A 12,828-nucleotide genomic window follows, 5' to 3' on the forward strand; every position below is an offset into this window, starting at 1 on the left:
CGATGAGGAGCTTGGAAGTGACCGACACAGCGCCACGTCCCACACTGGAGGCCGTGGCCGCCCGGGCCGGCGTGTCCCGGGCCACCGTCTCCCGAGTGGTGAACGGCGGCGACGGGGTCCGGCAGAAGCTCGTCGAGCGGGTCCGCAAGGCCGTCGAGGAACTCGGCTACGTCCCCAACCAGGCCGCGCGCAGCCTGGTCACCCGGCGGCACGACGCCATCGCCGTCGTCATCGCCGAACCGGAGACCCGCGTCTTCGCCGACCCCTTCTTCGCCCTGCAACTGCGCGGCATCAGCAAGGAGCTGACGGCCCACGACAACCAGTTGGTGCTGCTGCTCACCGAGGGCCGCGACGACCACGCCCGGGTCGGCCGCTATCTCGCGGGCGGCCACGTCGACGGCGCGCTCGTCTTCTCGCTGCACCTCGACGACCCACTGCCCGGCCTGATCCAGCGCGCCGGCGTCCCGACCGTGTTCGGCGGACGCCCCGGCTGGAAGGACGGCGACGACGCGCAGGACGTGGAGTACGTCGACAGCGACAACCGCGGCGGCGCCCGCGAGGCCGTACGCCATCTCGTCGGCCTCGGCCGCACCCGTGTCGCGCACATCACCGGCCCCCTCGACCAGACCTCCGCGGCGGACCGGCTCGAGGGATACCGGGACGTCATGGGCGCCGCCGACCCGCGGCTGGTCGTGGAGAGCGACTTCACCCCGGCCGGCGGCGAGCGTGCGATGCGCCGGCTCCTCGACCGCTGTCCCGACGTGGACGCCGTCTTCGCCGCGAACGACCTCAGCGCGGCCGGCGTCCTGCGGGTGCTGCGCGAGCACGGCCGGCGGGTGCCCGACGACGTGGCCGTGATCGGCTTCGACGACATGCTGCCCGTCGCCGAGCAGACCGACCCTCCGCTGACCACGGTCCGTCAGGACATAGAGGGCATGGGCCGGCTGATGGCCAGGAAGCTGCTGGGCCGCCTCGGTCAGCGGGACGCCGCCCAGGACGCGAGGGACGCACCGGCCGACCTGGTCCTGCCGACGACGCTGGTCCGGCGCGCCTCCGCCTGAGGCCGCCGGCCCGCACCCCGCGACCCGGGCGGACGGCGCCGCCTCAGGCCTGCGGCGGCGCGCTCCTGATCACCGCGAACGGGGCGCCGTAGGGATCGGCGAGCTTGGCGAAGCGGCCCACGCCCTCGATGTCCGTGGCGGGTACCCGGACCGTGCCGCCCAGCTCCCGCGCCTCGGCGACCGCCGCGTCGGTGTCCGCGACCTCGAAGTACGGCAGCCAGTGCGCGGTGTCCTCCGACGGGTCGTCGGCCAGCGGTACGACGCCGCCGAACACGGCGTCCTCACCGGCCCCGGCGGGGTTGACGCAGGTGTAGTAGGTGGCGCCGGGGAAGGGCGCCGCCGAGGTCTCCAGGCCGAGCGTGGCGTGGTAGAACGCGGCGGCCGCGGCGACGTCCGGGGTGTACAGCTCGACCCGGGACAGCGAGCCGGCCTCGCCCGCCACGTCGAAGCCCTTGGTCTCGCCGGGCTGCCAGACGCCGAACGGGACGCCCGCCGCGTCGGCGAGGACGGCCATGTGGCCCTGTCCCATCACGTCCACCGGCTGTGCGAGCACCCTGCCGTGCGCCTGCTCGGCCGCCCTCGCTGTGGCCTCCGCGTCCGGGCTCTGGAAGTACACCGTCCAGCAGGGCGGACCCTGCTCGGCGGTGATCTGCATGCCGCCTGCCACGGTCCTCCCGTCGAGCTGGAAGAAGCCGTACCCGCCGGCCTCGGGGCCCGCCGAACGGAACCGCCAGCCGAAGAGACCGCCGTAGAAGGAGACGGCGCCGTCGATGTCGGAGGTGCTGATGTCGAGCCAGTTCGGAGCGCCGGTGACGAAACGGGTGGTGAGCATCTTTGCTCCTCCTCGCAAGGGTCCCGCTTGTGTGTTGTGCCGAGTCTGACACCGGGCACCGACAACCGCCGCCGCGGCGCCGCGGATGGAGCGGGGCCGGCCGCGGTCACCGCGGGTCACCGTGGCGTCCCTCCGGGTTTCCGCCGCCTCCCGCGCGCCGCCGTGCACCAACGGGTCGGCGCGGTCCACCATCGGGTGGCCGGAGGCCAGGCGGCACGGCGTTGATCGGGCGTTGATCGAACGTTTTTCGGCACGCGGCACGATCACGCCCATGCACATCGACACGATCACCCCGGCCGACCTCGCCTGGCAGGCCCAGGCGCTGTGCGCGCAGACCGGGGCGGACTTCTTCTTTCCCGAGCCGGGCAGCTCGGTGCGTGAGGCGAAGCGCATCTGCGGCATGTGCGAGATGCGGCCCGCCTGCCTGGAGTACGCGCTGCGGAACGACGAGCGCTTCGGTGTCTGGGGCGGCCTGTCCGAAAAGGAACGCCTGGAACTCAGACGCGCCCCCGGCGAGGGCGCTGCGCGCTAGCGCAACGCGGTACGGGGGAGTGCGGTGGGACGCGGGGCGCGCCGGCCGCGGGCACACGTACCCGCGCCTTCAGCGCTCTCGTACGGGGGTGGGCGCGCGTCGCGACGAGGGCCACGTCCCGGTGGCAGGCGTACACACCCCCCACCAGCGGGTTCCCGCCTCGGAGACCATGGTCGCCGGGGCCGGCGGCCCCGGACGACGGCGCGTCGCATCGCGGCCCACGAGGAGCGATCCGGCATGCGGTGCCGGGCTGTTGTCGGCCGACGCCGTAGCCCGGAGGCGTGCCAGGCGCTCGTCGACGCGATCGGAAGCGACCTGCGCGAGCTGGCGTCCGCGGTCTCCCAGCCGGCCGCCGACGTCGAGGGGACCAGCGACGAGGAGGTCGTCGGGCGGTACTACACCGGGCGGGCCGGGGCGTCGAGCTTCACGGTCGCCGACCGTGCCGTGGAAGGGCGGGCGGCCGAGGCCCTGGAGGCGCTGCCTGCGCGGCTCCAGGGCGGTCAGCCCACCGGGAGCCCGGCCGCCCGTCCGGGGGCTGTCGCTGCGCGGGGTGGTGGGCGGGTGGTGCCCCGCGCCGGGGGTGGGGCTTCCCGCACGGGTGGTGCCCGGTGCGGGGGTGCCCGACACGGCCTGTGTCCGGCGTACCGGTGCCCGTCCCTGGCGGGGGCTGTCGTGGCGCGTGGTCTGCGCGGGGTCGTGGGTGGATGGCGCCCCGCGCCGGAGCCGGGGCTTCCGGTGCGCGGCGCCCCCGCGCCGGGGGCTGGGGCGCTCCGTACGGGCGGCGCCCCAGGCCGCGCGCGGGGCGCCATCCGTACGGGGCGCCCCGCACGGCGGGGGTCAGGCGTTGGCGCGGGCCGCCATTCGGGCCTTGCGGGCGGCGAGCTTCTCGTCGAACTTCAGGGCTTCCGCGTCCAGGCCGCCCATGAACATGCCGAGCTCCTCCTGCGCCTGGCGTCCCTCGGGGCCGAGGCCGTCGATCTCCATGACCTTCAGGAACCGCAGCACGGGCTGGAGGACGTCGTCGTGGTGGATGCGCAGGTTGTAGACCTCGCCGATGGCCATCTGCGCGGCGGCCCGCTCGAAGCCGGGGATGCCGTGCCCGGGCATCCGGAAGTTCACGACGACGTCCCGCACGGCCTGCATGGTCAGGTCGGGGGCGAGCTCGAACGCGGCCTTCAGCAGGTTGCGGTAGAAGACCATGTGGAGGTTCTCGTCGGTCGCGATGCGGGCCAGCATCCGGTCGCAGACGGGGTCGCCGGACTGGTGGCCGGTGTTGCGGTGCGAGATGCGCGTCGCCAGCTCCTGGAAGGCCACGTAGGCGATCGAGTGCAGCATCGAGTGGCGGTTGTCCGACTCGAAGCCCTCGCTCATGTGGGACATCCGGAACTGCTCCAGCTTGTCCGGGTCCACCGCCCGCGAGGTGAGCAGGTAGTCCCGCATGACGATGCCGTGCCGGCCCTCCTCGGCGGTCCAGCGGTGCACCCAGGTGCCCCAGGCGCCGTCGCGGCCGAAGAGGGAGGCGATCTCGTGGTGGTAGCTGGGGAGGTTGTCCTCCGTCAGCAGATTGACGACCAGTGCGATGCGCCCGATCTCGGTGACCTTGGACTGCTCCTTGTCCCAGGCCTCGCCGTCCTCGAAGAGGCCGGGGAAGTTCCGGCCGTCCGACCACGGCACGTACTCGTGCGGCATCCAGTCCTTGGCGACCTTCAGATGCCGGTTCAGCTCCTGCTCGACCACTTCCTCCAGCGCGTGCAGCAGCCGGGCGTCGGTCCAGGCAGGGCTGCCGAGGTGAGGGGAAGTGATCGTCATGGAAACTCCAGGGGGACGTACGACGGGGGAACGGACCGGCGAGCAGTGCAGGAACCTACGGAATCGTAGGCTACGAATCCGTAGGTTACGAAACCGTAGGTTAAGCGTGCTGTAAAGATCGCTGATCAGCCCGGTCGGGGCCGCTTCGGTGGGCGTGTCGCAGGACCCGGGGATCCGCCGGTCCCGGGAACGGGAACCGGCGGGGCAACACGCCCACCCGTCATGCGTACAGCTCCCTGAGCCGCACCGAGAGGCAGGTCACGCAGCCCTCCAGCTTCTCGAACTCGCTGATGTCCACCGGCACCGGCTCGTGGCCGAGGTCGGCGAGCAGTTCCGCCGTCTTCGGCGCGCTCGCCGCCATCAGCAGCTTGCCGCCGCCCAGCAGCACGACGTGCGAGCCGGACTCCTCGGGCACCGACAGGAAACGCGGGAACAGCGAGGGCCGGTCCACCTTCGGGATGTGCCCGATGACGGTCCCGTCCGGCAGCGCCGTGACCGCCGACTTCAGGTGCAGCACCTTGCTCACCGGCACGGCCACGACCCGCGCGCCGAGCGGCTCGAAGGCGGCCCGCAGCTGCTGGACGCCGGCCGCGTTGGTACGCCCGCCCCGGCCGACGTAGATCGTGTCGCCGACCTTCAGCACGTCGCCGCCGTCCAGCGTGCCCGGGTCCCAGATCCAGTTCACCGAGCAGCCGAGGCGGGCCACGGCCTCCTCCACCCCGGCGGTCTCCGCGCGCCGGGACTCCGCGCCGGACCGCGCGATCAGGGCGACGTTCCGGTACATCACCACCGTGTCCTCGACGAACACCGAGTCGGGGCAGTCCTCGGCCGGGTCCACCTCGATCGTCTCCCAGCCGTGCTCGCGGAGCGCCGCCGCGTACTCCTCCCACTGCCGCACCGCGAGATCGACGTCGACCTTCTCCCGCTCGATGTGCGTCACCAGACCCTCGGCGAGGCGCGGGCCGGGGCGGCGGATGAGGGCCTTCTTGCTGGGCACGTCCGGGTCTCCGTGGTCGGCGGTGGCTGGCGGTCGATGACGGTGTTCGCGATGCGACACCCGTTCGCCATCATGCAGCCCCTTCCGGCCAGGGCGAAACCCCCGTCGCCGGGTCGTGCCCCTCCCGAGGCGCGCCGCCGAGGGTCTGTCCGAGCTGCTCGGGGCCGGTCTCCCGCAGTTCGCCGTCCAGCAGCAGCCACCGGGTGACGCCGATCGACTCCAGGAACGGCAGGTCGTGGCTCGCGACGATCAGCGCCCCCTCGTACGACTCCAGGGCCGAAGTCAGCTGCCGCACGCTCGCCAGGTCGAGGTTGTTCGTCGGCTCGTCCAGCATCAGCAGCTGCGGCGCCGGCTCGGCCAGCATCAGCGCCGCCAGCGTGGCCCGGAAGCGCTCGCCGCCGGAGAGCGTCGCCGCCTTGCGGTCGGCGCGCGCGCCCCGGAACAGGAAGCGGGCCAGGCGGGCGCGGATCCGGTTGTGGGTGGCGCCCGGCGCGAACCGGGCGACGTTCTCGGCGACCGACAGCTCGCCGTCGAGCACGTCGAGCCGTTGCGGCAGGAACCGCAGCGGCACGTGCGCCCGTACCTCCCCGGACACCGGCCTCAGCTCCCCGGCGACCGTGCGCAGCAGCGTCGTCTTGCCCGCGCCGTTGCGCCCGATCAGCGCCACCCGCTCCGGGCCGTGCAGCTCGAGGCCGCCGGCCACGCAGGCGCCGTGGGCGAGCCGCACGTCCCGTAGGGTGAGGACGCTGCGGCCCGGCGGAACGGCCGTGTACGGCAGGTCGATGCGGATCTCCTCGTCGTCCCGTACGGCCTCCACCGCCTCGTCCAGCCGCTCCCTGGCCTCGGCCAGCCTCTCCTCGTGCAGGATGCGGTGCTTGCCGGCGGACTCCTGCGCCGCGCGCTTGCGGGCGCTCATGACGACCTTCGGCGCGCGCTTGTTGTCCCACATCTTCTGCCCGTACCGCTTGCGGCGGGCCAGCTTGACGTGGGCGTCGGCCAGTTCGCGTCTCTGCTTGCGGACGTCGGCCTCGGCGACGCGCACGATGCGCTCGGCCGCCTCCTGTTCGGCGGCGAGCGCCTCCTCGTAGGCGGAGAAGTTGCCGCCGTACCGGGTGATCTCCCCGGCGTGCAGGTCGGCGATCTGGTCGACCAGGTCCAGCAGTTCGCGGTCGTGGCTGACCACGATCAGCACGCCGGGCCAGGACCGGACGGCCGCGTACAGCCGTCGGCGCGCGTACAGGTCCAGGTTGTTCGTCGGTTCGTCCAGCAGCAGCACGTCCGGCCGGCGCAGCAACAGCGCCGCCAGCCGCAGCAGCACCGACTCGCCGCCCGACACCTCCCCGACCGTGCGGTCCAACTGGATGTGTCCGAGACCGAGTTCGCCGAGAGTGGCGAGCGCGCGCTCCTCCACGTCCCAGTCGTCGCCGAGCGTCTCGAAGTGCTCCTCGGCCGCGTCGCCCGCCTCGATGGCGTGCAGCGCGGCGCGCGGCGCGGCGATGCCGAGTGCCTCGTCGACGCGCAGCCGGGTGTCGAGCGTGACGTTCTGCGGGAGGTGGCCGACCTCGCCCGCCACCCGCACGGCGCCGTCGGCCGGGGTCAGCTGCCCGGCGATCAGCTTCAACAGGGTCGACTTTCCTGAGCCGTTGACGCCGACGAGCCCGGTGCGGCCGGGGCCGAAGGTGACGTCGAGACCGTCGAAGACGGGGGTGCCGTCGGGCCAGGTGAAGGACAGGGACGTACAGGTGACGGAAGCAGACATACGGGCCTCGCGGTTGCGTGGTGCGGTCAAGGGCAGACGCGTATCGAGACACCGACGACCGACGGCGGGAGGGGAGCGCACCGGGGCACAGGAAAGGCCCTGCTCCGTCAGGACGGCTCATCGCCGAGGTCGCACGCTGCGCACACACCTCAGGTGTGTGACGCGGTGTCCCGGGACCTCAGACGAGCAACGTCCTTCTCCGATCGACGACAACAGAACCGTCATGCACGGTATGAGCGGGCCTCGGACGGTGTCAAAGCAATTTCGCGGCCTCCGTTCCGCCCCGCACCCGGCCGGCCCCACTCGACCCGACCCCACCTCACCCCACCGCGCCAAGGAGACCTCGTGCCCCACGGTTCGCTCACGCTGCCCGCCCGGCTCCACCTGCTGGCCTGGGACACCGTCACCGGCGAGATCGCCGGCGCCGCCCCGCTGGTCCGGGCGGGCGCCCTCACCGAACTGGCCCAGCGTGGCCTGCTGCTCGACGACGACGGCATCGCCACCCCGGCCGACATGGACGCCCTCACCGACGACCCCGTCCTCGACGGGCTGCTGGAACTGGTCCGGGAGTCCCGCCCCCACCGGTGGCGCGACTGGGTGACGCTGCACGCGCGCGTGACCGCGGACGCCGTACGGCAGCAGCTGACCGCCGACGGGTACCTGGCGGCGGAACGCAGACGCGTGCTCGGCGTCTTCCCGGCCGCCGACCACGTCCTGCGGCGCGCCGACGTGGTGCGGGCCCTGCAGGAGGAGGCCCGCCGGACCCTCGCGGGGCCGCTCACGGCGGTGTCCGCGCAGGAGGCGGCCGCCACCGCCCTCGCGGCCGCGGCCGACCTCCCCACGCTGGCGGCCCCGGCCGACGGGGACGGGCGCGAGGAGAGCTACGAGGGGCGCGTCGATCAGCGCTTCGCAGAGCGCGTCGGAGGGCGCGTCGAGGAACTCGCGGAGCGCAGCGGCGCGGCGGGGATCGTGCGGGAGCTGTGCGCGGCGCTGCGTGCCACGGCCGTCGCGGCGGAGCACTGACGGCCCACGCACACGTCGGATTCCCGCCGGCCGCCTCGTGCCATGGCCGGTGTCCGGCCGGTGCCCGCTGAACGCCCTCACCGGGAACGGAGTGCGGGCGGGGGTGTCAGCCGAGGTGCCGGGCGAAGAACCGCAGCGTGCTGTCCGTCTCGAAGGCCGGGACCTCACCGTGCTTGCCGGGGTTGGCGTGCAGCGTCTTCTCGGTCGAGGCGAAGGCGTCGAACAGTGCCAGGCGCCGGGTCCGCGGCACTCGCTCGTCGTCCCACTGCGCGAGGAACTCCACCGGGACGGTGATCCGCGCGGCGTCCCGGCCGGCACCTCGGCGCCGGCCAGGCCCAGCACCGCCGCCCGGATCCGGGACTCGGCGGCGATGAGCGGGACACCGATCACGCAGCCCAGCGACACACATGCCTGCTGCGGGCGCTTTCCAGTGCGACGCGCCGCCCATCACCAGGATGAGCCGGCCAGGTCCTACTGGGTGGTCACACAGGCTGGGTCGTAGGGCAGTTGGGGAACGTACCGCCTCCATTGCTGTCGGCTCAAGGCGCCGGAGCTCCCGGCGCAGACACGGCTGATGGCGGACTCGACGTTCAGGTCCCAGAGCGTGGCCACGCCGTCGTCGGTGGTGGCGGCCAGGGTGTGACCGTCCGGGCTGAACGCCAGAACGGCGACGAATCCGGTCTCCACGGTCAGCGGCCGGCCGATGGCGCTGGGGTGGTCGGGATCGGCGACGTTCCACAGGTTGATGGTGCCGCTGCCGGTGTGGCCGGCCGCTGCGAGGGTGTGACCGTCCGGGCTGAACGCCACCGACCACAGGCTGCCGCCGGGTACCGTCAGGGGACTGCCCCTGCGCGTGAGGTGGTTGGGGTCGGTGGCATTCCACAGGGTGACGGTGCCGCGGCTGTTGCCGGTGGCGAGCGTGCGGCCGTCCGGGCTGAACGCCACCCAGGTGCTGGTGGCGATCGGCTGGTCGATCGGCTCCCCGATGCGCACCCCGGGGTCGGTCGTACTCCACAGTCCGACCTTGTGGTTGCTGTCGTCGCCGCCGGCCGCCAGCATCGTGCCGTCGCGGCTGAACGCCAGGGAGAAGACGGACGACGTGGCTGAATTGGAGATGCCGGGCCGGGCGTCGGGCTTCGCGGGGTCGCTGACGTCCCACAGGGCGATGCTGCCGAACCCGTCCTTGTCGCCGGCCGCGGCCAGGGTGTGACCGTCGGGGCTGAACGCCAGGGAGAAGACGGGCCCGCCCGCCCCGGTGAGGGGCTCGCGGAGGCGAACGGGACGGCCGGGGTCGGCGGTGTTCCACAACGTGACGGTGCCGCCGCCGTCGCCTGCGGCCAGGGTGCGTCCGTCCGGGCTGAACGCCACGGCGTCGACCGGGTGCTCCGGGCCGGTGAGGGGATCACCGCGGGGAGCAGGGTGGCTGGGGTCGGCGGTGTTCCACAGCGAGACGCTGTTGTTCTGGTTACCGGCGGCCAGGGTGCGCCCGTCGGGGCTGAACGCCACGGACGCCACATTGCCGCCGGCGCCGATGACGCGGGTCGGCGGCAGACTCCACAGGTCGACGTTGCCGTCGGTGTTCCCGGCGGCGAGGGTGCGGCTGTCCGGGCTGAACACCACGTCGGTCACCGCGTCGCCGGGACCGGTCAGCGGCCGGCCCAGGGGGCCGATGGCACCGGGGTGGGTGACGTTCCACAGATGGACGGTGTGGTCGGCGCTGCCGGCCGCCAGGGTGTGCCCGTCCGGGCTGAACGCCACCGACATGACGGTCTGGGCGGGACCCGTCAGCGGCTTGCCCAGGGGGGCGGGGTGGGCGGGGTCCGCGACCTTCCACAGATGGACCGTGCTGTCCCTCGATCCGGCGGCCAGGGTGCGGCTGTCCGGGCTGAACGCCAGGGAGACGACGCGATGCCCGGCCCTCAGGGACCGGCCGCGGCCGGGGTGGGCCGGGTCGGTGGTGTTCCACAGGCGGACGGTGCCGGCGTCGTCGTCGCATGCGGCGGCCAGGGTGTGCCCGGTGGGGCTGAACGCGATGCGGTGGGAGAAGACGTCGGGGCAGTCGAGGTCCAGGGGCGCTCCCGACGGGTCGACGTCGTCGGGGCGGGTGACGTTCCACAGGCTGACGAACCCGCCGTGCCATCCGGCGGCCAGGGTACGGCCGTCGGGACTGAACGCCAGCGATTCGATGGAGGTCGCGGCGTCCCAGCCCTGAACGGCGGGACTCCTCGGCCGGCCGAGCAGGACGGGGTGGCTGGGGCTGGTGAGGCTCCACAGGTCGACGAATCCGCCCGAACCGCCGTCGGGGTTGTGGATGGTGTGGCCGCCGACGGCCAGCACGCGGCCGTCCGGGCTGAACGCGAGCGACAGGATCGAATTGACGGAACGGTCCACGGGCACGGGCCGGCCCAGCGCGACCGGACGGCTGGGATCGGAGACGTCCCACAGCCGGACGAGCTTCTGGTCGACGTTCCCGGCCGCCAGCATGTGCCCGTCGGGGCTGTAGGCCACGGTGTACACCGCGCCGCTGCCGCGCGGGCCGGGAAGCCGGGTGGCCAGCGGCGTGTTCTCGGTCGTGACGAGCCGGGACGCCGCATCCGGGGTCGGGTCCATGCGGTAGGCGGTCAGCGCGAGTTGAGCGGACAGCGAGGGATCGGTCGGCGCAAGTTGCACGGACGCGGAGGTGACGGCGGCGTTGATGGCCTGGTCGCGGGCTTGCAGGGCCCTGGCGGCGGCGGCCCGGGCGTCGGACTCCTGCCGGAAGGCGAACACCGCGGCCAGCGAGGCGATCACGGCCAGGGCGGTGATGGTGGCGACCGCGGCGCGCCGGAGCCGTTGCCCGCGCCGCTGGTGGTGGTGGGCGGCTGCCAGGAATGCCCGGGCGGCGCCGCTGAGTTCCGGCCGGTGCGTTTCGGCCCAGGCGAGTGCGGCCTCCAGGCGGTTGCCGCGGTACAGCGTGCCTGCCTCCCGGCCGGCCTGTTCCCAGAGCGCGGCCGCCTCTTCCAGATCCTGTCGTACGAGGTTCCCGTTGCGGTCGTGCTCGATCCAGTCCCGCAGCCGGGGCCAGGCCCGGATGAGCACCTCGTGTGTCATCACCACCGTGTCCTGGTCCCGGGTCAGCAGCCGGCCACGGGTGAAGTCGTCCAGGACTCTGACGGCCGCTGCCCGGTCCGGCGCGTGACGCAGCAACTCGTCGTAGCGGACGCGCCGGCGGCTGTCGTCGGCGTCGCGTCCCACGATGACGAGCCGCAGGAACACCCACCGCGCGGCCTCGTGGCAGGGCGGCGGCAGGGTGTCGTAGAGCCTGTTCGCCGTGGTGGCGATGGCGCCCTGGATGCCGCCGGTGACGCGGTATCCGTCCACGGTGAGCGTGTGGCCGTGGCGCTGCTGCCAGGTGGCCCGCAGCGCGTGCGCGAGCAGTGGCAGCCGGCCCGTGGTGCTCGTACCGACCGGTCCCCCGACCGCGCCCAGGTCCGCCAGCAGCACCTCGACCAGGCCGTCCTCGACGTCGAGGCCCACGTTGCCGGCCGGGCGGCGGATCGCGTCCTTGAGTTCGTCCTCCGTCATCGGCTCCAGCAGGACCGGTCCGGCCTGGAGCGCCGCCCGCAGCTGCGGATGGGCCGTGCACGCGGCGTAGAAGTCCGCGCGCACCCCCAGCACCACGACCGCACCGCCCGTGGGCCGGGCGAGACGGTCGAGCAAGTCGATGAGCCACTGCCGTTCGGTCTCGTCGCCGCAGGCCGTGAAGATCTCCTCGAACTGGTCGACCACGACGACCAGGCCTGCGGAGGGAGACTCCCCGGCGGGCGCCGGATCGCCGGCTCCGGTGATCTCGCGCAGCTCCGCGAGGCACCGTGCGGGATCGGCCCGCCACGCCGGTGCCGTGCGCCGGGCGGTCTCGGCGTCGAGCCCGGCGGCCGCCGCCAGTGCCAGGGCCGGGGATGCCGTCGGGGTCAGCAGCAGCCGCGGCCAGGTGCTCGAACCCGCCACCGGAAGCCGGCCGTCGTCCAGGGCCGGCAGCAGCCCGGCCGCGAGCAGGGACGACTTCCCGGCCCCCGAGGGGCCGATCAGCACCAGCGGGCCGCCCTCACGCATCCGGGCGTCCATCCGCTCGCACACGAGGTGAACCATGCGCTCACGGCCGTAGAACCACTGCTTGTGCTCCGCGCCGAACGGGGCCAAGCCCGGGTACGGGCACAGCACTCGGTCGGCGCCGGAGCCGGGCACGGTTCTGCGCCCCTGGTCGCCGAGGCGAACGTGGAGGTCGCGGCCGGCCTGGAAGACGCTGCCGCCGCCGGTCGCGCTCGCCTCCTGCCGTCTCGGCTGCCAGAGGGGCGGCCCGTCCGGGGACGAGGCACCGGTGCCGCGTTCCGTCACGCCTGTCCGCCCCTGGTGACGGTCATGTCCCGGCCGGCCAGGAACGCGTCGCCGCCGGAGACATGCGCCTCCAGTGTCATCGAGCCGGTGATCTGCTGTTCCGGGGTTCCGGCGGCGCGCGGTTCCCCGCCGAACAGCGCGCGCAGCTCGTCGACGGCGTCCGGCCGCGTGGCCATCAGCCGGATGATGCGGGCCTGCCACTCGGCGACCAGCAGCCCCTGGAGCTCCTGGCCGTCGCCCGTCTGCTGTGCCTGAAGCAACTCGCCGCGCGCATCGTCGAGTTCCTCCTCGACGCGCTCCGGGTGCGCGGACCGCCACAGCGACAGGACCGAGGACTTGACCGCGGCCCAGCCGTCCGTCGCCAGCAGATCGATCAGGCGCGCCGCGGCCGCCGCAGCCAGGCCGGCGAGTTCCACACTGGTCTCCATGTCGTCTCCTTGT

At 73.5% G+C, this 12,828-nt stretch carries 9 protein-coding genes and 2 pseudogenes; 4 read left to right on the forward strand and 7 right to left on the reverse strand.

The features are described from left to right. Positions 1-17: 17 nt before the first annotated feature. Positions 18-1,061, forward strand: coding sequence for a LacI family DNA-binding transcriptional regulator (locus tag AB0G63_RS22380; protein ID WP_360752918.1), 1,044 nt, complete (start codon positions 18-20; stop codon positions 1,059-1,061). 43 nt (positions 1,062-1,104) lie between these two features. On the opposite strand, the gene AB0G63_RS22385 is transcribed toward AB0G63_RS22380, so the two are convergent. Next, positions 1,105-1,893 carry a VOC family protein gene (locus tag AB0G63_RS22385; protein WP_360752920.1) on the reverse strand — a complete coding sequence of 263 codons (789 nt, stop codon included), beginning with the start codon at positions 1,891-1,893 and terminating at the stop codon, positions 1,105-1,107. Between the two features lie 271 nt (positions 1,894-2,164). On the opposite strand from AB0G63_RS22385, the gene AB0G63_RS22390 reads away from it, so the two are divergent. Together AB0G63_RS22390 and AB0G63_RS22395 are read left to right on the forward strand one after the other, a co-directional pair. Beyond that, a complete protein-coding gene (locus AB0G63_RS22390) occupies positions 2,165-2,425 on the forward strand; it encodes a WhiB family transcriptional regulator (RefSeq protein WP_360752923.1) in 261 nt (86 codons plus the stop codon). A gap of 255 nt (positions 2,426-2,680) precedes the next feature. Next, positions 2,681-2,905: pseudogene (locus AB0G63_RS22395) on the forward strand (DNA polymerase III subunit delta); the annotation flags it as partial. Between the two features lie 357 nt (positions 2,906-3,262). Here the strand turns inward: AB0G63_RS22395 and AB0G63_RS22400 are convergent. The 3 genes from AB0G63_RS22400 to AB0G63_RS22410 all read right to left on the reverse strand — a co-directional run bounded on the left by AB0G63_RS22400 (position 3,263) and on the right by AB0G63_RS22410 (position 6,990). Further along, entirely contained in the window at positions 3,263-4,234 is a 972-nt protein-coding gene (locus AB0G63_RS22400; protein ID WP_360752925.1) for an acyl-ACP desaturase, read from the reverse strand. 220 nt (positions 4,235-4,454) lie between these two features. Continuing rightward, positions 4,455-5,231: a dimethylargininase gene (gene ddaH / locus AB0G63_RS22405; protein ID WP_360752928.1), complete on the reverse strand. Its 777-nt coding sequence runs from the start codon at positions 5,229-5,231 to the stop codon at positions 4,455-4,457. Positions 5,232-5,301: 70 nt separating this feature from the next. Continuing rightward, on the reverse strand, positions 5,302-6,990 hold the full coding sequence (locus AB0G63_RS22410; RefSeq protein ID WP_360752989.1) for an ABC-F family ATP-binding cassette domain-containing protein: 1,689 nt from the start codon (positions 6,988-6,990) through the stop codon (positions 5,302-5,304). Positions 6,991-7,335: 345 nt separating this feature from the next. Here AB0G63_RS22410 and AB0G63_RS22415 point away from each other — a divergent pair, with 345 nt between their 5' ends. Next, positions 7,336-8,013 carry a GPP34 family phosphoprotein gene (locus AB0G63_RS22415; protein ID WP_360752931.1) on the forward strand — a complete coding sequence of 226 codons (678 nt, stop codon included), beginning with the start codon at positions 7,336-7,338 and terminating at the stop codon, positions 8,011-8,013. 106 nt (positions 8,014-8,119) lie between these two features. Here AB0G63_RS22415 and AB0G63_RS22420 read toward each other — a convergent pair. From AB0G63_RS22420 to AB0G63_RS22430, 3 genes and pseudogenes are all read right to left on the reverse strand, one after another. After that, a pseudogene (locus AB0G63_RS22420) lies at positions 8,120-8,418 on the reverse strand (alpha/beta hydrolase); the annotation flags it as partial. Positions 8,419-8,484: 66 nt separating this feature from the next. Beyond that, positions 8,485-12,387, reverse strand: a complete 3,903-nt coding sequence (locus AB0G63_RS22425) for a hypothetical protein (RefSeq protein WP_360752934.1) — start codon at positions 12,385-12,387, stop codon at positions 8,485-8,487. Next, entirely contained in the window at positions 12,384-12,815 is a 432-nt protein-coding gene (locus AB0G63_RS22430) for a hypothetical protein (protein WP_360752937.1), read from the reverse strand. The genes AB0G63_RS22425 and AB0G63_RS22430 overlap by 4 nt, the downstream gene beginning before the upstream one ends. Positions 12,816-12,828: the final 13 nt, after the last annotated feature.

This window comes from Streptomyces sp. NPDC020996 (assembly GCF_040641355.1).
GTDB lineage: Bacteria > Actinomycetota > Actinomycetes > Streptomycetales > Streptomycetaceae > Streptomyces.

Excerpts from the sequence above, each read along its gene's own strand:
- AB0G63_RS22385 (WP_360752920.1), bottom strand. The coding sequence starts at position 1,893 with ATGCTCACCACCCGTTTCGTCACCGGCGCTCCGAACTGGCTCGACATC.
- AB0G63_RS22390 (WP_360752923.1), top strand. The coding sequence starts at position 2,165 with ATGCACATCGACACGATCACCCCGGCCGACCTCGCCTGGCAGGCCCAG.
- AB0G63_RS22400 (WP_360752925.1), bottom strand. The coding sequence starts at position 4,234 with ATGACGATCACTTCCCCTCACCTCGGCAGCCCTGCCTGGACCGACGCC.
- AB0G63_RS22410 (WP_360752989.1), bottom strand. The coding sequence starts at position 6,990 with ATGTCTGCTTCCGTCACCTGTACGTCCCTGTCCTTCACCTGGCCCGAC.
- AB0G63_RS22430 (WP_360752937.1), bottom strand. The coding sequence starts at position 12,815 with ATGGAGACCAGTGTGGAACTCGCCGGCCTGGCTGCGGCGGCCGCGGCG.